Annotated in this window: 24 protein-coding genes, 1 pseudogene and 1 riboswitch; of the genes and pseudogenes, 4 read left to right on the top strand and 21 right to left on the bottom strand. The window is 31.4% G+C overall.

Going from position 1 to position 25609, the window contains the following annotated elements:
- Nucleotides 1–146: 146 nt before the first annotated feature.
- From ACJDT4_RS21695 to guaB, 11 genes and pseudogenes are all read right to left on the bottom strand, one after another.
- Nucleotides 147–1091 carry an electron transfer flavoprotein subunit alpha/FixB family protein gene (locus tag ACJDT4_RS21695; protein ID WP_406789699.1) on the bottom strand — a complete coding sequence of 315 codons (945 nt, stop codon included), beginning with the start codon at nucleotides 1089–1091 and terminating at the stop codon, nucleotides 147–149.
- Nucleotides 1092–1205: 114 nt separating this feature from the next.
- Nucleotides 1206–1991: an electron transfer flavoprotein subunit beta/FixA family protein gene (locus ACJDT4_RS21690; RefSeq protein ID WP_406789698.1), complete on the bottom strand. Its 786-nt coding sequence runs from the start codon at nucleotides 1989–1991 to the stop codon at nucleotides 1206–1208.
- 679 nt (nucleotides 1992–2670) lie between these two features.
- Nucleotides 2671–2988: a hypothetical protein gene (locus ACJDT4_RS21685; protein WP_406789697.1), complete on the bottom strand. Its 318-nt coding sequence runs from the start codon at nucleotides 2986–2988 to the stop codon at nucleotides 2671–2673.
- 147 nt (nucleotides 2989–3135) lie between these two features.
- Nucleotides 3136–3240, bottom strand: a pseudogene (locus ACJDT4_RS21680) (GMP synthase (glutamine-hydrolyzing)); the annotation flags it as partial.
- Between the two features lie 216 nt (nucleotides 3241–3456).
- Nucleotides 3457–3777 (bottom strand): hypothetical protein, encoded by a 321-nt coding sequence (locus tag ACJDT4_RS21675; RefSeq protein WP_406789696.1) that lies wholly within the window; start codon nucleotides 3775–3777, stop codon nucleotides 3457–3459.
- Nucleotides 3778–3781: 4 nt separating this feature from the next.
- Nucleotides 3782–4417 (bottom strand): hypothetical protein, encoded by a 636-nt coding sequence (locus tag ACJDT4_RS21670; protein ID WP_406789695.1) that lies wholly within the window; start codon nucleotides 4415–4417, stop codon nucleotides 3782–3784.
- Between the two features lie 182 nt (nucleotides 4418–4599).
- Complete coding sequence (locus ACJDT4_RS21665) at nucleotides 4600–5151, bottom strand: RNA 2'-phosphotransferase (protein WP_406789694.1); 552 nt, start codon at nucleotides 5149–5151, stop codon at nucleotides 4600–4602.
- An 8-nt stretch (nucleotides 5152–5159) separates the two neighbouring features.
- Nucleotides 5160–5519, bottom strand: coding sequence for an SMI1/KNR4 family protein (locus tag ACJDT4_RS21660; protein WP_406789693.1), 360 nt, complete (start codon nucleotides 5517–5519; stop codon nucleotides 5160–5162).
- Between the two features lie 2 nt (nucleotides 5520–5521).
- Nucleotides 5522–6703 carry a hypothetical protein gene (locus ACJDT4_RS21655; RefSeq protein ID WP_406789692.1) on the bottom strand — a complete coding sequence of 394 codons (1182 nt, stop codon included), beginning with the start codon at nucleotides 6701–6703 and terminating at the stop codon, nucleotides 5522–5524.
- Between the two features lie 450 nt (nucleotides 6704–7153).
- Nucleotides 7154–8686 carry a glutamine-hydrolyzing GMP synthase gene (gene guaA, locus ACJDT4_RS21650; RefSeq protein WP_406789691.1) on the bottom strand — a complete coding sequence of 511 codons (1533 nt, stop codon included), beginning with the start codon at nucleotides 8684–8686 and terminating at the stop codon, nucleotides 7154–7156.
- Nucleotides 8687–8717: 31 nt separating this feature from the next.
- A complete protein-coding gene (gene guaB / locus ACJDT4_RS21645) occupies nucleotides 8718–10175 on the bottom strand; it encodes an IMP dehydrogenase (RefSeq protein WP_406789690.1) in 1458 nt (485 codons plus the stop codon).
- A gap of 115 nt (nucleotides 10176–10290) precedes the next feature.
- A riboswitch (purine riboswitch) is annotated at nucleotides 10291–10388 on the bottom strand.
- Nucleotides 10389–10580: 192 nt separating this feature from the next.
- On the opposite strand from guaB, the gene ACJDT4_RS21640 reads away from it, so the two are divergent.
- Nucleotides 10581–12335, top strand: coding sequence for a GGDEF domain-containing protein (locus ACJDT4_RS21640; protein ID WP_406789689.1), 1755 nt, complete (start codon nucleotides 10581–10583; stop codon nucleotides 12333–12335).
- Nucleotides 12336–12374: 39 nt separating this feature from the next.
- Here the strand turns inward: ACJDT4_RS21640 and groL are convergent, their stop codons facing one another.
- The gene (groL, locus tag ACJDT4_RS21635; protein WP_406789688.1) at nucleotides 12375–14009 is read right to left on the bottom strand and encodes a chaperonin GroEL; all 1635 of its coding nucleotides are present in this window, start codon (nucleotides 14007–14009) and stop codon (nucleotides 12375–12377) included.
- A 40-nt stretch (nucleotides 14010–14049) separates the two neighbouring features.
- Complete coding sequence (locus tag ACJDT4_RS21630) at nucleotides 14050–14337, bottom strand: co-chaperone GroES (RefSeq protein ID WP_406789687.1); 288 nt, start codon at nucleotides 14335–14337, stop codon at nucleotides 14050–14052.
- 292 nt (nucleotides 14338–14629) lie between these two features.
- Here ACJDT4_RS21630 and ACJDT4_RS21625 point away from each other — a divergent pair, with 292 nt between their 5' ends.
- Nucleotides 14630–15286: a TIGR01906 family membrane protein gene (locus tag ACJDT4_RS21625; protein WP_406789686.1), complete on the top strand. Its 657-nt coding sequence runs from the start codon at nucleotides 14630–14632 to the stop codon at nucleotides 15284–15286.
- Between the two features lie 4 nt (nucleotides 15287–15290).
- Here ACJDT4_RS21625 and ACJDT4_RS21620 read toward each other — a convergent pair whose 3' ends face one another.
- The 8 genes from ACJDT4_RS21620 to ACJDT4_RS21585 form a co-directional block, all read right to left on the bottom strand.
- Nucleotides 15291–16037, bottom strand: coding sequence for a TVP38/TMEM64 family protein (locus ACJDT4_RS21620; protein WP_406789685.1), 747 nt, complete (start codon nucleotides 16035–16037; stop codon nucleotides 15291–15293).
- 198 nt (nucleotides 16038–16235) lie between these two features.
- Nucleotides 16236–17114 carry a DNA-3-methyladenine glycosylase family protein gene (locus tag ACJDT4_RS21615; protein ID WP_406789684.1) on the bottom strand — a complete coding sequence of 293 codons (879 nt, stop codon included), beginning with the start codon at nucleotides 17112–17114 and terminating at the stop codon, nucleotides 16236–16238.
- Nucleotides 17115–17188: 74 nt separating this feature from the next.
- Nucleotides 17189–18037, bottom strand: coding sequence for a 3-hydroxybutyryl-CoA dehydrogenase (locus ACJDT4_RS21610; protein WP_406789683.1), 849 nt, complete (start codon nucleotides 18035–18037; stop codon nucleotides 17189–17191).
- Between the two features lie 222 nt (nucleotides 18038–18259).
- Entirely contained in the window at nucleotides 18260–19270 is a 1011-nt protein-coding gene (locus ACJDT4_RS21605) for an electron transfer flavoprotein subunit alpha/FixB family protein (protein WP_406789681.1), read from the bottom strand.
- A gap of 19 nt (nucleotides 19271–19289) precedes the next feature.
- Nucleotides 19290–20069 (bottom strand): electron transfer flavoprotein subunit beta, encoded by a 780-nt coding sequence (locus ACJDT4_RS21600; RefSeq protein WP_406789680.1) that lies wholly within the window; start codon nucleotides 20067–20069, stop codon nucleotides 19290–19292.
- A gap of 16 nt (nucleotides 20070–20085) precedes the next feature.
- A complete protein-coding gene (locus ACJDT4_RS21595; RefSeq protein WP_406789679.1) occupies nucleotides 20086–21225 on the bottom strand; it encodes an acyl-CoA dehydrogenase in 1140 nt (379 codons plus the stop codon).
- Between the two features lie 13 nt (nucleotides 21226–21238).
- Nucleotides 21239–22024 (bottom strand): short-chain-enoyl-CoA hydratase, encoded by a 786-nt coding sequence (locus ACJDT4_RS21590; protein WP_406789678.1) that lies wholly within the window; start codon nucleotides 22022–22024, stop codon nucleotides 21239–21241.
- A 154-nt stretch (nucleotides 22025–22178) separates the two neighbouring features.
- Nucleotides 22179–22811: a redox-sensing transcriptional repressor Rex gene (locus tag ACJDT4_RS21585; RefSeq protein WP_406789677.1), complete on the bottom strand. Its 633-nt coding sequence runs from the start codon at nucleotides 22809–22811 to the stop codon at nucleotides 22179–22181.
- A 257-nt stretch (nucleotides 22812–23068) separates the two neighbouring features.
- Between ACJDT4_RS21585 and ACJDT4_RS21580 the strand changes: the two genes are divergently transcribed.
- The gene (locus ACJDT4_RS21580; protein WP_406789676.1) at nucleotides 23069–24988 is read left to right on the top strand and encodes an ABC-F family ATP-binding cassette domain-containing protein; all 1920 of its coding nucleotides are present in this window, start codon (nucleotides 23069–23071) and stop codon (nucleotides 24986–24988) included.
- A gap of 454 nt (nucleotides 24989–25442) precedes the next feature.
- Nucleotides 25443–25609: (2Fe-2S)-binding protein (locus tag ACJDT4_RS21575; RefSeq protein ID WP_406789730.1), on the top strand; the 167-nt coding region annotated here is incomplete at its 3' end.

Below are 25609 nucleotides of genomic sequence, written 5' to 3'. Positions count from 1 at the left end.
TTCATGTGCACCATAATACCTACAAGATGGCATTTTGGTACAAATAAATTTCAAGTTTCAAGATGGTTTATCTTTAGATACTGTTTAACTTTAGAATCCCTATTCATAATTTTGCTTTAGTTCATAACTTAAGTGGCCTAAAAACTTTATTTTGCTTTTTCCTTTGCATTCTTCATTTCTTCAATCATAGCTGGAAGAATCTCAGTTACATTTCCAACAATGCCTACATCAGCAATTTCAAAAATTGGAGCTTCCTCATCTTTATTAATTGCTACTATATAATCGGAACCTGACATTCCAGACGTATGTTGTGTAGCTCCAGAAATACCACATGCAATATAAAGTTTTGGTGCTACAATCTTTCCTGATTGTCCAACTTGATGTGCACGAGAAATCCATCCATCTTCAATTGGTGGTCTTGTTGCACCTACTACACCACCAAGTACCTGTGCTAATTCCTCAACAAGTTTGAAATTTTCTGCACTTCCCATTCCACGTCCACCAGAAACAATAACTTGTGCCTCTTCTAAATTAACAGCCTCAGAAATTTCTTTTACTGTATCAACAATTTTTGCCTTAACAGCACTATCTGGAATTTCCATTTTTTTCTCTGTAACACCTGCATTTGAACTAGCCTCTGGCTTTGGAAAGCTTCCACTTCTAACTGTAACTACTGCTGTGCCTTCTACTTCAATATGTTCTAAAATTGTACCCCCATAAGCTGGTCTAGTATAGATAACTTTGCCATCAGCTTTGCTCATTCCTATTACGTCACTTACACAGCCTAAACACATACGTCCTGCAACACGTGGTGCAATATCCTTAGTAAGTGCTGTATTTGCTAATAAAACAATATCTGGATTTTCTTCTTTAATAATTTGTGATAATACTTCCGTTAGAGTATCACAATCTTCGGCAGCATCTGTAAAAATAACTGGAATTCCAAAAGCAGCTACAGTATCTGCTACAGACCTTTTGCCAACCACAATAGCTATTCCTTCTGCATCTAATGATTTTACTGTACTAATGAGTTCAAGGCTTCCGCCTATTGCTTTTTCTCCATCTGTTTCAATAAACAATAATGCTTTCATACTTTCATTTTCCTCCTTATAAATAAACCACTTTAACTATTGAAATTGATGTGCATCATAATGTCCAAAAACGGCATTTTGCTACAAATAAAATTTAAGTTGGTTTATCTTTAATTAGATTGCTTTATCTTTTTTCATTTGCTCCATAGCAGCACTTACTGCGAGGATCGGATCTTTCTCTTGAATTTTTATACCAACCTCTCTCTTAGGAGGTTCAACATATTCAATGCATCGTACTTTTGCTTGTTTTACATCTCCAATTTCTGCTGCTGAATAAGTTGGAATTACTGCCCTACGGCTTGCCATCTTAGTTTTAATTGTAGGATAACGTGGATCATAATTTGGTTTACTTACTGTTACTACGGCTGGAGTTTTTATAGAAACTAAATTATATCCTTCTTCAATTTCTTGATGAACTTCTAGACCATCATCTTTCAAATCGATTACAACTGCCCTACTAACAAAGCTTGTCTTTAATTTCTCAGCAAGCATTGCTCCTACTTGACCAGTAATCTCATCTGTAGATTCCATTCCGCAAAGAATTAAATCAAATTTTTCACCTTTGTCTTTTTCAATTTTATAAATAGCATCTGCCAAAACATTAGCTGTTCCAATAGCATCTAAATCTGCATATAAATCATCTTTTGCAAAAAATGCTTCTTTAGCTCCTACAGCAAGACAATTTTTTAATGTATTTAAAGAATCCTCTGCTCCAATAGTTAGTACACTAACATTTCCTCCATGAGTTTCCGTAAAACGAACTGCCAACTCTAATGCATATGTGTCAAACGCATTTGCTACTAAACTAACTCCATTTAAATTAGGTTTTTTCGTCTTATTATCCAAATGAATTTCAATAGAATCATCTGGAACCTGTTTTACACACAACAGAATATTCATATTTTCCCTCTCCTTTACGCTTTTCAATTACTAAACTATTTTTTGATAGAACCATAGTGTATTTAAATTTTTATAAAGTACTATTTTTTAAAACTTGCTTTAATTAATTTCTATAATAATATATTTTCATGGTACAATGGTCTTACCAATTTAGTTAATTTTACCACACTATTTGAAGCAATACAATCACTTACAGAACTTTACTCTTTAATTCATAATTTTGACATAATTATTTAACTATGTATGCTCTCATTTGTATACTAATATATATAATGAAGCAACACAGCAGATATTCATTAAAATTTAAAAAAATGCGAAGTAACAATACTTCGTGCATCAAAAAAATCCTATAAATCTAAGGTTTACTAGGACTTTTTTAAATCGTTCCTTCAGCATTGTTACTTCGCTCCCACGGTAGTACAAGTAAAAAATTCAAAATCATTATAGAGTCCATTATCTACTAATTCAGGATATCTTTCTTCTGTAACATCGCTTTCTACAAAGCGTTTATGAATCACTTCAGCTTAGTCGTCAAACAAAACTGGCATAACTTTATATACGTATGTATTGACCATTGTTTCTAAAGTATATAGACATGTACTGCCGAAATTGATTTCAAATATAATTGTCTGTTTTTATTTCATAAGCATCTCGCAAAAATGATGGAACCTTTTACAAATTAATATTCTTCACCTTCATCTCCTATGACTTTAGCATTTAATGCATGTGCAACTTTTTTTAATTTATCTATACCCTCATCCTTTATGTAACTTGAACTTATTTTTCCACAATTGTAATTCCACCAAACATTAAATTCCTTTTTCCTCCAAACTATATAATTTCCTGGAATTACTATTTCATCTCCATTTGGTGTTTTAATTTTCATTTCATATTTTAATTCTAATTCTTTACTTTCATTTACTAATTTAATTACTTCGTCATAAGTTATATCGTCATCTGTTTTATTCTGGCGAACTATATGCAAATTATATCCCATAAAATTTCTCCTAACTTTCACTTTAAATCAATATGTAATAATATATAATTTTACCATAAATAAAAATAAAGTAGTGCATGACAACTAACCTTTCAGTCAGAAATCATACTCTACTTTAAAATTATTGATAGTTAAAACGCTTTTTTCCTATTCCCATTCTATTGTTGCAAGAGGTTTACTTGTCACATCATAAACAATTCTATTTACTCCCTTAACTTCATTAACAATTCTTCTAGACACTTTATCTAAAATGGTTTTAGACTCAATTACATATTTTAATTACCTTAAATATTTCCAAAAATGTATCTTGGATATATTTCTTAAATTTATTACATAATATCACTAATAGTTTTAGATTTTCAATACCTAAAAGTTAAAAAATATAAAAAAAGGATATAATTCAATAAATTAACATTACACTATATCCTTATAAACACTTTTTCAATACACAATTTCTAATTATTATAGCTAAAAATCAAATGTATCGCTACACTCAAATTCATCTTCTTCCCAAAAATCTTTCTCATTAAGAACTTTTAAAAAATACTCAATTGTATCTCTCAAAGCCTCTTCTATAGTAATTCCATGTCCTACACCCCCGCAAGCATCTCCAGTTTCATCCTTAACTCGTAAATTAGTATATCCTGTAAAACCTCCATCTGGGCTTTCATAAATTTTCACTTTAAACTTTCCATAAGGTGTCTTTTGTAGCTCTATAACATCAAATTCTGCTACAACTTTTTCTATTCTTGCAATTCCTTTAATCTTAATATCTTGCCATCTTTCCATTATATTACCTCTTTCCAAATGATATTATTGTTCCATCAGGTGCCAAATCAATATATTTCCCATTTTTTACATATCGCGTTACTCCATCTACTTCACCTTGTACCCTATATCTTTTAGCTCCCCTCAAGTTTCTAGCAAATTCTTCTGCTTTTCTAAGATATTGGTCTGCATCTTTTGCACCTACCTCTTTTCCATGTTTATTAAAATGATACTCAAGTGAATTTTTTCCAGAATCAAAACTTCCTTGATTCCATTTTCCACTTGTCCCTTCACCCTTATCCGCATACTGAAATGTACTATCCAAGTCATCACCAAGTCCTGCTAATGACCTAGTCGTTATTTCTCCACCTACTGCTACCTCTGTTGCCCCTACTTCTTCTAATGGCACCGTTACTGTTCCAGCTGTTGGTACCGCGAGAACTACTCCTTCAGCATCAGTTGTAAACCTTGCTGATGTTATTGTTCCTCCTAACAGTGCAGTTAATATATCTCCACCTGATTCGCCTGCTTTTATAGATGTTAATCCTTCATAATCCTTATTACTTTCTAAATTAAATTCCATGGTTTCTAGTTTACTATCTAATCCAAATACACCCTTGTAAGTTAAATTATCTGGTATTGAAACGCCCGCTCCAACCATAAAATCAAGTGGATTATCGCAAACACTCTTAAATACATACTTTACATCATTCCAAACCCTATCTAGTTTATTGAGAATCGTATCAAGTAAATCTTCAGCTTTCTCATCTATATGTATAAGGGTAAAACAGCCCGCATCTTACTTTAAAGGTGTGGGCTGTTTTATCCTTACATTAAATCTAATTATGACATAACTTTTATATATTTGCTTGGGATATTGTCAGCTAACCATACTTTATCATTACCTAAATAAAATTTAATTCCTTCATTCCAAGCCTTCTTAGCATCAATTTCAAGAATAACTGGATTATCATCATGTCTTTTACCAACCTGAAGTGCAATTTCAATATCATTCGATAAGTGAACATATTGCCTACCCTTTGGTAATAATCCTTTATTTCCTATTGATTGTAAAAAACGTCTTGCAGTTCCATGGAATAGCATTGCTGGTGGTTCTGCACTTTCTTTTACTATCTTCATCGGTATAGAATGTCCATATAAAGCTCTAATTTTCCCATCAACTAATTCATGTCTTTTCTTATCAGAATTCTCAATTATATGCTCTAAATCTACTACAGTTACATTCTTCCATTTACTATTTTCTTTTAAAGAGTTCAATAATTGTTCTACACTAACCCATCCATTCTCATCTAGCTCTAATTCATACTCCCAAGGAGCATGCCTAAGGGCATATGATATCTCCTTACTCAATTGTAAATAATTAATAGGACTCATCTCCTTTTCTATTCTCTATTGAATTCAATCATTTCATTAATGGCATCTTTTAACCAATCCCAAAAATCATTATACTCTTTTCTTTGCTCATAGCCTTCTGATGCAAAATCATGTATTATTTGAACTTTATCACCTTTACCTACTTCAAAGCACGCTATATCATCATTATCATCTCTTCTTGCAAAAGGTATTAAATTTCTACTCGGATACCTTTCTTTAATTCCTTGCAACCTATTTAGTACTCTTTTTTCATCCATTATATACCATAAATCAAAGTCTACTAAATTTAATTCTACTGCTTTAATAAATGAATCTGGATATTGAAATCCATTAATCCCTAATTTATTTTCTAAAGTTTCTATATTCATAATTATTTGCCCATCCTTTCCATAGTATCTGCTCCAAGTGGATTATTATTTCTAAATGATGCTTTTTGCTTCCCTATCCTTAATTCAATTGCCTCCCCCCATGTCTTGGGAACACCCTTTTTAGTTGTAAACCTATCAATTAGGTTTTCTGGTAGAAGTTCATTAGCATCATGAAGAATTGCTTGTACATCTATTCCTGCCTCTCTTGCTGCAATTACTCTTGTATTATCTATTGTAGTTAGATTACCATCCCTCATTTTAACAACATCAATCGGCGCCCCTCTCCAACCATTTGCTTCCATACTACTAATTATTTCATCTGCACCATTAACTGAACTTTGGCTAAATCTGATTTTATTTGCATTTACTGAAACAGGTTGCCTTACCCAATTAGTATTATTTCCACCACTAATCACAGGCTCTTCTTCAAAATTTTCTAATGCCTCATTTATTCTATCTGCACTACCTAATCCTCTAAACGCTGTTTGATAATCATTTGCAATATCTGCTAAAATATTTTGTTCATCTAGAGACATTGTTGTTAACTGTGCCTCTATTACTTCCTCTCCCTGCGTTTTAGGACTTGCCTTTTCTCCTGTAACTTTCTCCGTAAGCCAATCTGCAAATTTGTCAAAGATATCTTCTTTCGCAGGCTTACTGCTCCAGTCATTATCATCATATTCTTCATTTACTTCTTTTAGTATTTTATCTGTTTCTTTTAATACCTTATCGTCCTCTTTTAATATTTCCTCTGTATCTTCATCCTCATCATCACCAACTTTTTCACCATCATAAAACATTTTAGCATTTTCAGATGCATAGGCAGAACTTGTCCCAGACATTTGAGATATAATGTCAAATTCCATGCCAGTTCTCATTCTTAAATCCATTAATATTCTTAATGTATTGGCCTGTTCTTTTACGTTTCTTTCGGCTTTTTCATATCTATCCATCGAACTACTTATGAATTTCTCTAACTGAACTAATTTCTTTCCTATTTTAATGGATTCATCATATGCATTTTTTAATCTTTGTCCTATATTTCTTCTAGCTTGTATGCTTGCATCAACATTACACATAGATTGAAATATGTCACAAGAAATGCTTGACAATTTAAAATTGTTTTGCCTTAACTCTTCATCACTTCTTCTAATGCTGCTAATATCAATTTCAATTCTAGACAAATTCTACGTCCCCTTCAATTATACTATCTTTTAATATATAAATTAAAATATATATTAAACAAGCTAGTAACTCATTACTAAAACTGTAATTTGTATACTACACTACTATAATTATATTACTCATAGAATCTTTTTTCAAATTTGTATTAATATAATTAAATCTTTCATTAAACTTACAGATGGATTTTAGCAGTTGAAGCGTTTTATATATACCTATGAAAAATATCAAAACCTTAATCAAAGTTAGTTAATATAAATCAAAAGCACTAAAATATGAAATTTTTATTATAGTATCATTTTTTTATATATGTGTATTATTTCTAACTTTTAGCCAGTTTATAAAAAAAGTGCCTATGAAATACTTTCATTCAAAAGTAAATCATAGACACTTTTTTATATATAAATCATTGTGTTAGCTACATATAATTATTGGTGTTACTTACCTTAGGCCTATTCCCATTCGATAGTTGCAGGTGGCTTAGAAGTAACATCATAAACAATTCTGTTTACTCCCTTAACTTCATTAACGATTCTCCTGGACACTTTATCCAAAACTTCATATGGTATTCTTGCCCAATCTGAAGTCATAGCATCTGAAGAAGTTACAGCTCTTAAGGCTATAGTTTCGCAGTAAGTTCTGCCATCACCCATAACTCCAACAGAATGAATGTTTGGAAGGCAAGCGAAGTACTGCCATATTTTTTCTTCAAGACCTGCATTTGCAATTTCTTCTCTGAATATTGCATCTGCTTCTCTTACTATTTCAAGCTTTTCTTCAGTTACTTCACCAAGAACTCTTATTCCAAGTCCCGGCCCTGGAAATGGCTGTCTCCATACAAGTTTATGAGGAATTCCAAGTTCTTCTCCAACAGCTCTTACTTCATCTTTAAATAGTTCTCTTAAAGGTTCTATAAGGCTAAATTGCATATCTTCTGGAAGTCCACCGACATTGTGATGGCTCTTTATAGTTGCTGAAGTAGTTGTTCCGCTTTCAACAACATCTGGGTAAATTGTTCCTTGAACTAAGAAGTCTATTTGTCCAAGCTTATTTGCTTCCTCTTCAAATACTCTTATGAACTCTTCTCCTATTATCTTTCTCTTTCTTTCAGGATCAGAAACTCCTTTTAACTTTCCAAGAAATCTATCTTTAGCATTAACTCTTATAAGGTTCATATCAAACTGTTTTCTAAATATAGACTCAACTTGATCTCCTTCATCTTTTCTAAGAAGTCCGTGGTCAACAAATACACAGGTTAACTGTTTTCCTATAGCTTTGTGTACAAGCACTGCTGCAACAGATGAATCTACACCACCAGAAAGTGCACACAAAACTTTTTTATCTCCAACAATATCCTTTATTTGCTGAATTTTTTCTTCTGCAAAAGAAGACATTGACCAATCAGCTTTAAGCTTACAGATTTTAAATAAGAAGTTTGAGAAAAATTCTTTTCCAAAAGGCGTGTGTAAAACTTCTGGGTGAAATTGAACTCCGTATATATTTTTTTCTTCATTCATCATAGCTGCAACAGGACAAACCTTTGTATGAGCTACAACTTTAAAACCTTCTGGCACCTTTGCAACTGTATCTGTATGACTCATCCAGCAAGTGTTATCTACATCTATGCCATCAAAAAGCTTACAAGCATTGTCAAGTGTTACACCAGCTTTTCCGTATTCTCTAACTTCAGAACTTGTAACCTCTCCCCCAAGAGTATAAGTTACAAGTTGATGTCCATAGCATATTCCAAGTACTGGAACGCCTAAATTAAATATTTCCTTATCAACTCCAGGTGCATCTTCACCATAAACACTGTTTTGTCCGCCTGTAAAGATTATTGCACTTGGATTTTTTGCTTTTATTTTATCAATAGTATAAGTATATGGAACTATTTCACAATAAACATTGTGTTCTCTAACTCTTCTTGCTATAAGCTGATTGTATTGACCTCCGAAGTCAATAACTAGTACCATCTGTCTTTCCACCTTGCTACCTCCTACATTTTAAAATAATTTATTATTGGTTAACGCTATAATTTGGTGCTTCTTTAGTTATAGAGATATCATGTGGATGACTTTCTCTAAGTCCTGCTGAACTTTGAACTACGAAAGTAGCCTTTTCTGCAAGTTCAGGTAAAGTTCTTGAACCAAGGTATCCCATTCCAGATCTTATTCCTCCTAAAAGCTGGAACACTGTGTCAAGTACAGAACCTTTAAATGGGACTCTTCCTTCAACACCTTCTGGAACAAGCTTTTTGTTTCCTTCCTGGAAGTACCTGTCTTTACTACCGCATTTCATAGCTGCAAGAGAACCCATTCCTCTGTATACCTTGTAACTTCTTCCTTGATATATTTCAATTTCTCCTGGAGCTTCTTCGCAGCCTGCAAACATTGAACCCATCATTGTCACTTTGGCACCAGCTGCAAGAGCTTTTACTATATCTCCAGAGTATTTGATTCCACCATCTGCAATTATTGGAATTCCGTATTTATCAGCAACTTCAACAGCGTCCATAACTGCTGTAAGCTGAGGTACTCCAACACCTGCTACAACTCTAGTAGTGCATATTGATCCAGGTCCTATTCCAACCTTAACACAATCTGCTCCTGCTTCTATAAGATCTTTTACAGCTTCTCCTGTTGCAACATTTCCTGCAATAACTTGTAAGTCTGGGTATGCTGCTTTTATCTTTTTAACAGCCTCTAAAACTCCTTGTGAATGTCCATGTGCTGTATCAAGTACTATAACATCAACGCTTGCTTCAACTAAAGCTTTAACTCTATCCATCATATTATTTGTTACTCCAACTGCCGCACCACATAAAAGTCTTCCATGTTCATCTTTTGCTGCATTAGGGAATATTCTGACTTTTTCAATATCTTTTATTGTGATAAGTCCTTTTAACTTAAATTCATCATCTACCAAAGGAAGTTTTTCTATTTTATGCTCTTTTAAAAGATTTTTTGCCTCTTCAAGTGTTGTACCTTCTTTAGCTGTAATTAAATTTTCACTTGTCATAAGCTCGCTTATTTTTTTAGTAAAATCTTCTTCAAATACTATGTCTCTGTTTGTTATGATTCCAACAAGTTTTCCTGCTTTATCTGTTATAGGAACTCCAGATATTCTATATTTGCTCATTACATCAAGTGCATCTTGAATAGAATTATCTGCTGCCAATGAAAACGGATTTGTTATAACTCCATTTTCCTGTCTCTTCACTCTATCAACTTCGCTTGCTTGTTCTTCAATGGTCATGTTCTTATGAATTATTCCTATTCCACCTTCTCTTGCCATTGCTATAGCCATTTTTGATTCTGTAACAGTATCCATTCCAGCACTCATTAGGGGGATATTGAGCTTTATTTTTTTAGTTAAATTAGTTCTTAAATCAACTTCTTTTGGTAAAACTTCAGATTTGTTTGGAACTAGTAACACGTCGTCAAAAGTATAAGCTTGTTTTATAATTCTTCCCATTTATATATAACTTCCTTTCAAAAATAAAATTTTCAACTAAATTTAGTTTGTTCATATAGAAGATAAGCATACTAATTTTCTTTAGGAGTGAAAATTAGCATGCTTTAATGTAAAATAACACGCTCTAATCACTCATAGTCAGAAATTAACGGTTTCTGGTAGATACTCCCTGCCATATTCAGGGTATATATGAGTCTTATTAACTATTTTTATAATATATTTTATTCTCTATTTTATTCATAAATTTGCATTTTGTCAATCATTATCGACACATTTTTGATTAAAAAATTTCTTTTTACTATAATTCCCACTCAAACATTTTACTTAGATTTAACTCAAAATTTATATGTGCTCAATAAAAATGTTGTAATTTTAAAGTATTTAATTAAAATTGGAGATGAGAAAATGAGCACCCTAAGCGAACTAGAAAAAATAATAAAAACGCAAAGTATAAACACCGTATTTCAGCCTATTGTATCACTTAGCACAGGAGATATAATAGGATATGAAGCCTTAAGTAGGGGACCAGAAGACTCTCCCCTGTATATGCCAGAAAAATTATTTGAAGCAGCAGAAATTTACAAAAGAACCTGGGAGCTTGAACTTGCATGTAGAATTAAAGCTATTGAACGCTCTAAAAATATGCCCAATGGTAAATTACTTTTTTTAAATGTAGATCCTAAAATAATTAAGGATAAAAATTTTAAAAAAGGATTAACAAAAGAATTTCTATTAGAAAATAACATATCACCAGAAACTATAATATTTGAAATAACAGAAAAAACAGCTATACTTGATTACAAAAACTTCACTAGTATATTAAATAATTACACAAACCAAGGATATAAGATAGCTATAGATGACACTGGTTCAGGTTATTCTGGGTTAAAAACGATCTCTGAAACAAAACCAAATTATATAAAACTTGATATAGATCTTATACGAAATATAGATTCAGATTCATTTAAGCAATCTTTAATAAAAGCTTTTGTTTCCTTTGCAAAGTCAACAAAAATAAGCTTAATCGTAGAAGGAATAGAGACTAAGGAAGAATTAAAAGCCTTAATTGATTTAGGAGTTGATGCAGGTCAAGGTTTCTTTCTAAAAAAGCCATCTAACAATTTCTTAGAAATCCCCTTTGATGTAAAAAACCTTATCGCAAAATACAATGAATTAAAAACAAATTACATTTATGCATCTATAAATAGAATAGGTGATATTGCTCAAAAATACACTTGTTTTAAAAGTGAGGTTTTAAGTTCTACCATAAAAAATTATTTTTCAACTCATAAAGTTAACGGTGCCTGTATTGTAAAAAATGATATTCCTGTAGGTCTTGTTATGAAGCACACTCTAGATTCAATGCTTGCAACGCAATATGGAATCGTAATATTTTCAAAGCGACCCGTCTCCTTAATAATGGATACAAATGCACTTATAGTTGACTACAATACTGATGTAAATAAAGCCGCAAAGCTAGCAATGGAAAGATCAGATGATAAAATATACGACTATGTTATAGTAACTAAAGAAGGAAAGTATTACGGCATCGTAACAATAAAAAAATTACTTGAGTTTACAATAGCTATAGAAAAGGAATGTGCAAAGGAAATGAATCCTCTTACTGGTCTTCCTGGTAATGCTGTTATTGAAAGAACTATAGGTAAAACATTAATATCAAATAGTGATTATGGAATATTATATTTTGATTTAGATAATTTCAAAGTTTATAATGATACTTACGGCTTTGAAAATGGTGATAAAATACTCTTATTTACAGCAAACCTTATAAAAGATACTATTGATTCTTTGTTCCCTATAAATAGCTTTACAGGACATATAGGAGGAGATGATTTTGTATGTGTTATTGAAACCTCCTATAATAATTGTGAAAACTTAAGTAAGCTTATCATAAGCAAATTTGATGAAAAAGTAATTAACTTCTTTAATGAAGTTGATAAAAAAAATAAATATATAATAGCTTTCGATAGGAAAGGAAATAAGGATATCTTTAATTTGACCTCAATATCTATTGCTGGAGTTTATGGCAACATAAAAAAATTAGGAACAACTAGCAATCTTGCATTATATGTATCAAAAATAAAAAAGAAAAATAAACTTATAAAAAAGAGCAGTTTTATAATTGAAAAATTAAAATAAAAAAATCAAGAGAGCTAAAAACTCTCTTGATTTTTTATTTTAGTACATTCCGTCCATTCCCATTCCAGGTGCTCCTGGAACTCCTGGTGCTGCTTTCTCCTTTTCAGGAATATCAGCTACTGCACATTCAGTTGTAAGGAATGTAGAAGCAACTGAAGCTGCATTCTGAAGTGCTGATCTTGTAACCTTTGTAGGATCAACAATTCCAACCTTTATCATATCAACATATTTTTCACGTAAAGCATCAAAACCAATTCCCTTTTCACTGTTCATGATTTTTTCAATTATAACTGAACCTTCAAGTCCTGCATTTGCAGCTATCTGTCTTACTGGTTCTTCAAGAGCTCTAATTACTATGTTTATACCAAGTTGAGCATCTTGTTCTTCATCAGTCAATTTCTTTACTTCTGGAAGCACATCTATATAAGCAGTACCACCACCAGCGATTATGCCTTCTTCAACAGCTGCCTTTGTAGCTGCAAGAGCATCTTCGATTCTAAGTTTTCTTTCTTTAAGTTCAGTTTCTGAAGCTGCTCCAACTTTGATAACTGCAACTCCACCAGCAAGTTTTGCGAGTCTTTCTTGAAGTTTTTCTCTATCAAAATCTGAAGTTGTTTCTTCTATTTGAGCTCTTATTTGAGCAACTCTATCATGTATTTCATTCTTGTCGCCTTTTCCGTTTACAACTGTAGTGTTTTCTTTTGTTATCTTAACACTCTCAGCTCTACCAAGCATATCAAGAGTAACATCTTTTAAATCTTTTCCAAGTTCTTCTGATATTACTTCTCCACCTGTAAGAATAGCTATATCTCTTAACATTTCTTTTCTTCTATCACCAAAGCCTGGTGCTTTTACAGCAACGCAAGTAAATGTTCCTCTTAATTTATTAACAACTAATGTTGCTAAAGCTTCTCCTTCAACATCATCAGCAATTATTAAAAGTTTCTTTCCTTGCTGAACTATTTGCTCAAGTATTGGAAGAACTTCTTGTATATTTGATATTTTCTTATCTGTAATAAGTATATATGGATCATCAAGTGCAGCTTCCATTTTTTCGCTGTCTGTTACCATGTATGGACTTAAATATCCTCTATCAAACTGCATTCCTTCAACAACATCAAGTTCAGTTCCCATTGTTTTTGATTCTTCAACAGTTATAACACCTTCGTTGCCTACCTTTTCCATTGCATCAGCAATTAATTTCCCTATTTCAGGATCAGCAGCTGATATTGAAGCAACTCTTGCTATGTCTTCTTTACCATTTATAGGTTTTGATATTTTCTTTAATTCTTCAACTGTTAAAGCAACAGCTTTTCTAATTCCATTTCTTATAAGCATTGGATTAGCTCCAGCTGTAACATTCTTTAAACCTTCTCTTATTATTGCTTGTGCAAGAAGTGTTGCTGTAGTAGTACCATCTCCAGCTACATCATTTGTTTTAGTAGCAACTTCTTTTACAAGTTGTGCTCCCATGTTTTCATATGGATCTTCAAGTTCTATTTCTCTTGCAATACTTACACCATCATTTGTTATAAGAGGTGCTCCAAATTTTTTATCTAAAACAACATTTCTTCCTTTTGGTCCAAGAGTAACTTTTACTGTATTAGCAAGTTTATCTACACCTTTTTGCATAGCTCTTCTTGCGTCTTCTCCGTATAATATTTGCTTTGCCATTTTAAAATCCCTCCCGAATTTATAAATAGTTTAAATTGAATTAGTCTTCTACTATTCCTAAAATATCGTCTTGTTTTACAATTAATAATTCTTCACCATCAATTTTTACTTCAGTACCGCTGTATTTTGAGAAAAATACTTTATCTCCTACTTTTACATCCATTTTTACTTCTTTTCCTTCAACGATTCCGCCAGGACCAACTGCTATTACTGCTGCAAGCTGTGGCTTTTCCTTAGCTGCACCAGGTAATACTATTCCGCTTTTAGTAGTCTCCTCTGCTTCTAATCTCTTAATTACAACTCTGTCTCCAAGTGGTCTAACTTTCATTTTTAAGTCCCTCCTTAAAAATTATATTAAAAATTTTATTAACTTTATAATTTTTATTAGCACTCATTAATATTGAGTGCTAACACAATTATTATAATAATTAATAGTGGATATATTGGCAAATACAGTATGACATGCTATTTGGTTAATGTTAGCCATTATAGCAAATTATCATTGATTAAATCTTTTTTTTGTTAATTTTCTCTTTTTAGCTATCAATAGCAAATTGAATAAAAATTTTTCCATTTGTCAATAATTTTTAATACAAACTCTTATGAAAGCGGTGAATAATTTGAAAATAATATTGCCTTTAACTAAAGCATTTTTTTCACTATTATTGACCTTCATAACTATTTTGTTTTTTACAAAAATAACAATGAACTTAAAACCAATTTACTATTATGATGCACTAAATTTAAACATAATAGAAGAGTATAACCTACATATTGAAAAATATACCCCGGACACTGAATATTTAAATTCCATTTCTCTCAAAACAAATTACAATTACATAATAAATTATATACAAAATCCTAGAAAAGAAGTATTTAAACTTCCAACTATACCTTTTTCTTTAAATGGCAAAAGGCATTTCGAGGATGTAAAAAATACAATAACATATAGTGAATATATATTTATATCTTCTATAATATTATTCATACTAGTTTCCCTTATATCAAAAAAAAATTATGTTCTTTTTTGTCTAAAAAGCAGTGGAAAACAACTTATTATAATATCTATTTTTTCATTATTTATTTCATTTTTTGGTTTTAGTGAATTATTTGATTCATTTCACAAAATTATATTTAAAAATGATTATTGGATTTTTGATCCGCAATATGATCCCGTTATACTAATACTTCCTGAAAACTATTTTATGCACTGTGCTGCTGTAATTTTATTTTTTTCATTGCTTGCAGGTATATTATTTTATATAAAAGGGAAGTAACATTTCAACTATCTTTTCGCGATCTTTTTTTTATAATATTTTTCAATATTTTTTCTCCCTTTATAGTTCCTATTATAAATAAAATAGTCATTATAGCAGCAATTACTACAAGAGGGAGAATGTTACCCTCAGTCAGCTTATTCCCAAAATAAGCTGAAATAAATATACCTGGGAGCCTTCCAAGAGTTGAATATATCATAAATTTTTTCCCACTAACTCCAGACGCTCCACACAAATATGCTAATATGTCCTTCGGAAGTCCTGGTATAAGATAAATAAAAAATATTGCAGCTGCTGCATTATCACTTTTTAAAAATTTTCTAAATTTAGATGCATTATTTTGAGCTGTAATTTTTTCTATAAAAGGTTTTCCCAAAAAATTTGAAAGAAAAAAAGCTCCAGCACTTCCTATTGTTATTCCAGCAACAGATATCATGCTTCCATAAAATGTACCAAAAACATACCCGCCTGCAATTTGAACTATTTCACCTGGTATAAAAAAGACAATTACCTGTGCTATTTGCATAACCAAAAAAGCAAGCATGCTGTACTTTCCATATGACAATATGAATCTTTTTACCTTTTCAGTATCTTTCATCATATAAAAATATTTTGAGTAATATACGTAAGCACAGTATGCAAAAAAAGCAAGAAGCATTATTCCACCAATCTGTACTTTATATTTTATAATCTTTTGATATATAATCTTTATTTTATTAGATATGATATTAAAAAAGCCTTTTAAACTCATTAAATTCACTTCCAAGGTTAATATTTAATAACAGATACTATTATATCAAAGGTTTTGTGAAAGCGTAAATGCTAATGGCAATTGTTAACATAAATTTATTTAAATTTTTAAGTAGATCATCTATTTATTTCTCATAAAATTCGTAAAAGTATCGAGATTTTATAGAAATAAATAGTGACTTACTAAAAAAATTATATATTATACCTGTATTTTGTTTTCCCTAGCATAATAAAATAAATACTGCTGTGCAAAACCTGATAGATTTCCAAACCTATTTCTTCCAAAATCTCGTATCTTCTTAAGTGATACATCTGGAGCTACATAAAATTTCATCATAGCTTTTTTAACCCAAACATCTACTGGAAAAGCTGAATATTTTTTCATTGAAAATAACATTATGCAGTCTGCAACTTTAGGTCCTACTCCCATTAGTTTTTGAAGTTCTTTATGGCATCCATCATCATCAAGAGAAGCTATAAAGTTTAAGTCAACCTCACCATTATATACTTTATCAATAGTATCTTTTAAATATTTTGCTCTAAATCCAGTACTACATTCTTCAAAGTCCTTCTCACTTCCAGAATGAAGTTTTTCAACTGTCGGAAAAGAATAGAAAACTTCATCCTTATATATAATCTTTTCCCCCCACTTTTTACTTATATTTTCTATAGCCCTTTTAATCATAGGAATTCTATTATTAGCAGAAATTATAAAAGATATAAGCATTTCAAGCTTTTCTTGATTTAAAATTCTTATTCCATATCCAAAATCAACAGATTTCTTTAATAAAGTATCCTTGCTAAGTTCTTCTTTTATTTCTCCATAATCCCTATTTAAATCAAAATATTCGCACCATACATTTCTAAATTCATCTTCATTTGTATTATATATTAATACATCATTTTCTCTTTTTTCTACTTCTATAACCTTTCCAAAAGCAACACCCACATAATTACCATTTGATCTCCTATTCCATCTAAAACACTGACCGCAATCAAATATGTGGCTAAGCTCAAAATTTTTTACATTTGTTATTAAAATTCCATCATCAATATTTTTAATTTTACTGTAATCCATTCATAAACGCCTCCTATGTATATATTTTATCATATAAAAAAATCCCCATACTTAAATGAGGATTTTGGATGTTATTATTTTGAATAATCGTAAAAACCTTTTCCAGTTTTTCTTCCAAGCCATCCAGCTCTTACATATTTCTTTAATAATGTATGTGGTCTATATTTAGAATCTCCTGTTTCTGAATATAAAACATTCATTATAGCAAGACATATGTCAAGACCTATAAAATCTCCTAATTCTAATGGTCCCATTGGATGATTTGCTCCAAGCTTCATAGCTTTATCTATATCTTCTACAGAAGCTATTCCTTCTGCATATATTCCAACTGCTTCGTTAATCATTGGAATTAATATTCTATTTACAACAAATCCTGGTGCTTCTGCAACTTCTACAGGATCTTTTCCTATAGCAACAGCACATTCTTTTACAGCATCAAAAGTTTCCTGTGAAGTGGCAATTCCTCTTATTACTTCAACAAGCTTCATAACAGGAGCTGGATTAAAGAAATGCATTCCTATAACCTTATCAGGTCTCTTAGTTGCTGATGCTACTTCTGTTATAGAAAGAGATGATGTATTTGATGCAAGTATAGTTTCTGGTTTGCATATATTATCTAAGTCAGCAAATATTTGTTTCTTTATATCCATTCTTTCAACTGCTGCTTCAACTACAAGATCACAATCAGCTGCCATATTAAGGTCAACTGTTCCTGTAACTCTCTTTAATATTTCAGCTTTACCAGCTTCGTCCAATTTTCCTTTTTTAACTAATCTTGAAAGATTTTTATCTATAGTAGCTAATCCTCTTTCAACAAATTCATCTTTAATATCTCTTATAACTACTTCTAATCCTTTAGCTGCAAATGCTTGAGCAATTCCTGCTCCCATTGTACCTGCACCTATAACACATACTTTTTTCATTACACTAGCCTCCTATTTCATTTCAATATAATTTAACTTATACACCTTAAAAATAACTAAATAAATATATTATTTTCAAAATGCATAAGTTTAATTCTATTTTATTGCCAGATAATAAATTGTAGCGAAACCAGCTCAACTTCAAACTATATATGCTCATAATTTCTTAAAAATAATATTTTGAAACATAACTAGTTTAAGTTTCGCGGTAATTTCACCCTATTAGTTGTTAGCTGCTTTAATTTGAGCAATTAATTCAGGTATAACTTTATTTAAGTCTCCTACAATTGCTAAATCTGCAACTTTCATTATTGGTGCTTCTGCATCTTTATTTATAGCAATTATGTAATCTGAATCCTGCATTCCTGCTAAATGCTGAATAGCTCCTGATATACCACATGCAATATAAAGTTGTGGTCTTACTGTCTTACCTGTCTGACCAACTTGAAGGTCTTTATCTACCCATTCTTTTTCAATTGCTGCTCTTGAAGCTGCTATAGTTCCACCAAGTACATCAGCAAGTTCTTGAAGCTTTGCAAAGTTTTCTTTGCTTCCAACTCCTCTTCCTCCAGCTACTAACACCTTAGCTTCTCCTATATCAACAGTATCTTTTGCAAGTTTTACAACATTTAGAACTTTTGTCCTAATATCGTCTTCTTTTAAATCAATAGAAATTTTTTCGATTTTGCTTGAAGAAACATTTGCTTTATCTTCAGGCAATTTTTCAAAAACTCCTGGTCTTACAGTTGCCATTTGTGGTCTTCTCTCTGCACATTCGATTGTAGCCATAAGGTTACCACCAAAAGCAGGTCTTGTTGCAAGTAAGTTTTTAGTCTCAGAATCTGTATCAAGTGCAGTACAATCAGCAGTTAATCCTGTTGAAAGTCTTGCTGCCATTCTAGGTCCTAAATCTCTTCCTATGAAAGTTGCACCTACAAATAATATTTCAGGTTTTCTTTCATTTACTAAATCACATATAACTTTTGCATATGCATCTGTAGTAAAATGCTCTAAAAGCTTGCTGTCAGCAGCTAAAACTTTATCTGCTCCGTGAGCTAAAAGCTCTTCTGACATTTTATCTGTATTATATCCTAATAATACTGCTGTTAATTCAACACCAAGTTTTTTAGCTATTTCTTTACCTTTTCCCAGTAATTCTAAAGATACTTTCTGTAATTTTCCGTCTCTTTGTTCAGCAAAGACCCATACGCCTTTATAATCTGCTATATTCATAAAGCTTCCCTCCTACACATTAAATATAGTGCTTCTCTTTTAATTTTGAAACTACATATGATGCTGCTTCTTTAACAGGTTTATCAACAATTTCTCCCTGTCCTTTTGCTTCTTTAGTTACAGATTTTTTAACCTTTGTTGGTGAACCCTTAAGTCCTAAAAGACTTTGGTCAATATCTATAGCATTTTCATCCCAAACTTTTATTTCCTTATCAAATACTCCAAATATATTTCTTACATCCATATATCTTGGTACATTTAATTCTTTTATTGCAGTTAAAAGAACTGGAGTTTTAACTTCTACATCTTCATATCCATCTTCCCAAGCTTTTCTTACCTTTAAAGCATCTCCGCTAACTTCAACTTTTTCTACATAAGTTACTTGAGGTATTCCAAGATGTTCTGCAATTTCTGGTCCAACCTGTGCAGTATCTCCATCTATTGCCTGTCTTCCAGCAAATACTACATCATAATCTAATTTTTTAATAGCAGCTGCAAGAGTATGTGATGTTGCAAGAGTATCAGCTCCTCCAAAAGCTCTGCTTGATACAAGTATTGCTTCATCTGCACCCATAGCTAAAGCTTCTACTAAAGCATTTTTAGCTTGTGGTGGTCCCATTGATACTATAGTTACATGCGCACCAACGCTTTCTTTTAATGCTAATGCTTCTTCTAATGCATTTTTATCATCTGGATTTATGATTGATGGAACTCCTTCTCTTATAAGTGTTCCTTTTACTGGATCTATTTTAACTTCAGTTGTATCTGGAACTTGTTTTAAACAAACAACTATATTCATTTAGAATTTCCTCCTTTTATCTAAAAATATGATTTGAAATAACTAATTTTTGAACCTGAGTTGTTCCCTCATATATTTCTGTTATCTTAGCATCTCTCATCATTCTTTCAACTGGATAATCTTTAGTGTATCCATATCCACCGAAGAGCTGAACACATTTTGTAGTTGCTTCCATAGCAACATCAGCAGCATAAAGTTTTGCCATAGCTGCTTCTTCATTATATGGTAGTCCTTGATCTTTACACCAAGCTGCTCTGTACACTAAGAATTTAGTTGCTTCAATTTTTGTCTTAATATCAGCCATAGCCCAAGCTAATCCCTGGAATCTGTCAAGGCTTCTTCCAAATTGTTTTCTTTCTTTCATGTAGTCTCTTGTTACTTCAAATGCTCCTTCAGCAATTCCAAGAGCCTGTGCTGCTATACCAATTCTTCCTCCATCAAGAGTCTTCATGGCAATTCCAAATCCTTTTCCTTCTTTTCCTATAAGGTTTTCCTTTGGAACTATGCAGTCTTCAAATATAAGTTCTGTAGTTGAAGATGCTCTAATACCCATTTTATTTTCTACTTTTCCTATTGAGAAACCTTTGAATCCTTTTTCTAATATAAATCCAGATATTCCTTTGGCTCCTTTGCTTCTATCTGTCATAGCAAATACACAGAATACATCAGCAACTCCACCATTTGTTATGAATATTTTTGAACCATTTAATACATAATGATCCCCTTCAAGAACTGCTGTAGTTTGTTGACTTGCAGAATCAGTTCCTGCGTTAGGTTCAGTTAATCCATAAGCTCCTATTTTTTCACCTTTTGCAAGTGGTACTAAATACTTTTGTTTTTGTTCTTCAGTACCATATTCATTTATTAATGAAGCACAAAGTGATGTATGTGCTGAAAGAATAACTCCTGTTGTACCACAAACCTTTGATAATTCTTCAACAGCGATTATGTATGAAAGTACATCCCCACCTGCTCCACCATATTCTTTTTTAAATGGGATTCCCATCATTCCATATTTACCCATTTTCTTAACATTTTCCATTGGGAATCTTTCTGTCTCATCAATTTCTGCTGCTATTGGTTCAACATCATTTTTAGCAAATTCTCTAACCATCTGTTTTACTAATTCTTGTTCTTTTGTCAATGCAAAATTCATATAAACTTACCTCCTATCTATTTTTGAAACCTTCTGGTTTTCTCTTCTCAACAAAAGCAGTCATTGCATCTTTTTGGTCTTCTGTTGAAAAACATTCTCCAAATGCTTCTGATTCAAATGACAAAGCAGTATCGATGTCACATTGAATTCCTCTATTAATAGCCTGCTTACTTAACTTAACAGCTATTGGAGCATTATTTGCAATTGTATTTGCAAGTTTTTTTGCTGTATCCATTAATTCTTCAGGTTCTACTACCTTATTTACAAGTCCAATTCTTAAAGCTTCATCTGCTTTTATATTTTTAGCAGTAAATATAAGTTGTTTAGCCATTCCCATTCCTACAAGTCTTGTAAGTCTTTGAGTTCCACCAAATCCAGGTGTTATTCCAAGACCAACTTCTGGTTGACCAAAAAGAGCTTTAGTTGAAGCAATTCTTATATCACAAGCCATTGAAATTTCACAGCCGCCGCCTAATGCAAAACCATTAACAGCTGCTATTACAGGTTTTTCTAAAAGTTCTAATCTTCTAAATACTTTATTTCCTAGTATTCCAAATTTTCTTCCTTCTATTACATTCTTGTCTTTCATTTCGGAAATATCTGCTCCAGCTACAAATGATTTTTCACCTGCGCCTGTTAAAATAACTGCAAGCACTTCATTGTCATCTTCAATCTGATCTAAAACGTAATCAAGTTCAGTCAAAGTTTCACTGTTAAGTGCATTTAGTGCTTTAGGTCTGCTTATAGTAACTATAGCTATTTTACCTTCCTTTTCAAGGATGATATTTTTTAATTCCATGACTTATCCTCCCTAAATCTTTCTATTCTTTGTTAATATTCTAACAAAGGAATCCAAAATTTTAGAAGCCTTAAGCTTCATTTCTAATTATATAATTAATTATTTCATATTTCAATAATATTTATATTGAAATATGAAATAATTAAAAAAAATATCATATTTTATCCTTTAATAAGCAACTCAAAGTAAGCAAACTATCACTTAAATGAACATTTTCCACAATTACGTCCTCAGGAGTAACTAAATCTACAGGTGCAAAATTCCATATTCCTTTTACATTATTTTTTATAATAATTTCAGCTACCTTTTGTGCACTCTTTCTAGGCACACAAATAATTGCAATATTGACATTGTTATTTTTTAGAAAATCATCTACATTATCTATATCTTGTATTTCAATGTCATGTATTTTTAATCCTAAGAGTTTAGGATTTATATCAAAAATTCCTTTTAGCGAAAAACCTAATTTTTCAAAATTTATATAGTTTGCAATTGCTTGACCAATATTACCTGCACCTATAATTATAGTATTATATTCCTTTGTAAGACCTAAAATTATATCTATCTCTTTGCAAAGTTCTTTTACATTATAGCCATACCCTTGTTGTCCAAAGTCTCCAAAACAATTAAGGTCTTGGCGTATTTGTGAAGCCGTGAATCCTATTTTTTCACTTAATTCCTTCGATGAAATCCTATCAACATCATTCTTCACAAGTTCATTTAAATACCTATGATATTTAGGAAGACGCCTTATTACAGCCATTGATATATTTTTTTTCTTTTCCACGCAATGCACCCCTCACCTAGACATACTACTCCAAAGCCTTAGCTATACATTAAATTAATTAAGGTATATAAGCAATACATCACTACTAAAATGATATACTCACAATATATTCTACCACATAATTTGGATTTTACACTATTTATTTTTTCCATTTACTTTATTCATCACTAACATATATGGAAATTTATTTGACAACTTATATTTTTATGCTTTAATATTTATTGGTAAAGGATTAAAGATAAAGCGCGGTGATAATTATGATAGTATTAAGCTGTAAAGATATTCACAAAAGCTATGGAATAGATGTTATTTTAGAAAATATAACCTTCTCTATTAATGAAGGTGAAAGAATTGGAATAATCGGTCCTAATGGTGCTGGAAAATCAACCTTATTTAAAATAATTACAAGCGGTCTAGAATACGATTCTGGAGATTTGTTTATTGATAAAAATAAGCAGCTTGGATATCTGTCTCAGCATCTAGACCTTAAAGCTTCAAATACAATTTTTGAAGAGTTATGTTCGGTTTTTAGCGAGCTTATCTCTATAGAAAACAAGCTAAAAGACTTAGAGCAAAAAATGAGTGAGCCATATGACCCTTTAAAGGAAGATTATCATGCTAAAATCATAAAGGATTACACAAACTATACAGAACTTTACAATACAAGAGGCGGATATTCTTATAAAGGTGAAATATCAAAAGTTCTAAAAGGTCTTGGCTTTTCTGATGAGGATTCAAGAAAACCAATCTCAATACTAAGCGGTGGACAAAAAACAAGAGTAGCCTTATGTAAACTTCTTCTTAAAAAACCAGAAATCCTATTCCTTGATGAGCCAACCAATCATCTTGACCTTGATGCAATAGAATGGCTTGAGGATTATCTTCATACATATAAGGGGACTATACTAATAATATCTCATGACAGATATTTTCTAGATGCTATAACTGATAAAACTTTTGAGCTTATTAATGGACACATAAACTGCTATAACGGAAACTATACTAAAGCACTTGAACTTAAAAAGAAGGACTATGAGATCAAGTTAAAAGCCTTTGAAATTCAGCAATCCGAAATAAAGAGGCAAGAAGCTATAATAGAACGTTATCGTTCCTTTAATAGGGAAAAAAGTATAAAAGCTGCCGAAAGCCGTCAGAAAGCACTTGATAAAATTGAAAGAATAAAACCACCTGATAAGGAAACAGGTGTTACTAGAATAAGCTTTGAAACTTTAATAAAAAGCGGTAAAGATGTTTTACACGTTGAAAATCTATCTAAAAGTTTCGGCGATCATATCTTATTTCAAAACCTTTGTATGGATATAAAAAGTGGAGAAAAAACAGCATTAATAGGTGAAAACGGAAGAGGCAAAACTACATTTTTTAAAATTTTAATGGATAAAGTCAAAAGTGATTCTGGTATTAAGGTTTTAGGTAAAAATGTATTCATAGGTTACTACGACCAAGAGCAATCCAATTTGAATGATGATAAAACTATAATCGATGAGGTATGGGACGATTTTCCTGAACTTACTACTACTGAAGTTAGAAATGCTCTTGCTGCATTCTTATTTACAGGCGATGATGTTTTTAAAGTTATATCTAAATTAAGCGGCGGAGAAAAGTGCAGAATAAATCTTCTTAAATTAATGCTTTCTAAAAATAACTTTTTGCTTTTAGATGAGCCTACAAATCATCTTGACATAGTATCACGTGAGGCACTGGAAGATGCTCTCTTAAGCTACGATGGAACAATTCTTGTAATTTCACATGATAGATACTTCCTAAACAAAGTCGTTTCTAAAATGTATGAATTAGAAGAAAATGGTGTTAAGCAGTATTTAGGAAACTATACTTACTATATAGAAAAGAAAAAGAATCCAACAAGATTTCAGTACGAAGATGAAGTTTCTGATGGAAAAACAAAAACTCAAATACATGCTGAAAAGAAGAAAAAAAGAGAAGAAGAAAAGCTTGAGAAACAAAAAAAGTTAAAGATAAAAAATATAGAAGACAGAATTGCTTCTCTTGAAGAAGAGCTTGAAAAACTTCAAAGTGAGCTGTGTCTCGAGGAAGTTTACTCTAACCCTGAAAAAAGTATTGAGGTAAATAATAAAATATCCGAAACTCAAAGTAATATTGATAAATTGTATGAAGAATGGGAGAAACTAAACAGCTAGCGAAGTAACAATGCTTCGTCACGTTAAAAAAGTCCTATAAATCTAAGGTTCAAAAATTGTAAAATACTAAGATATTTCAATAACTCGCTGAAAAAATGCTCAGACAATTGAAATATCTAATTATTTTACAATTTTTGAGCCAAGATTTATTAGGACTTTTTTAAATCGTTCCTTCAGTATTGTTACTTCGCTCTCACGGTAGTGCAAGGAAAAAATCCCTCCGTACCTACGGAATTTTAGGTGTGAATTTTGTACTATACATGGATATTAAATTATATTGTTTAAAGTGCATTCTTCGTAGAGAAGTGGAGAAAAATTATTCATACAACTTTCTATATCAAGTGCAACTAACAGTTGACAAAAAGTAATGTACACATGGTAGTATTCCTCACAATTAAAGTTATAATTATTTCTATAATCTAAAAAAAATTACTTAGGAGGAATAAAAATAGATATGAAAGAAATTATATGTGGTTGTTTAAACGTTACAAGAGGATATATTAAGAAAGCTATTGATAATGGCGCTAGATCATTCAAAGAGGTATGGATCAATGTCAATATTTTAGACACAAAAGGTCGAACTTTTTATGCAATTTTTTTTGATAACTCCTCACATTGTTG

Source organism: Clostridium neuense, from assembly GCF_045310695.1.
GTDB classification, from domain to species: domain Bacteria; phylum Bacillota; class Clostridia; order Clostridiales; family Clostridiaceae; genus Clostridium_S; species Clostridium_S neuense.
Note: the sequence above shows the minus strand (reverse complement) of the source record. Positions and strands in the feature narration are given on the sequence as shown.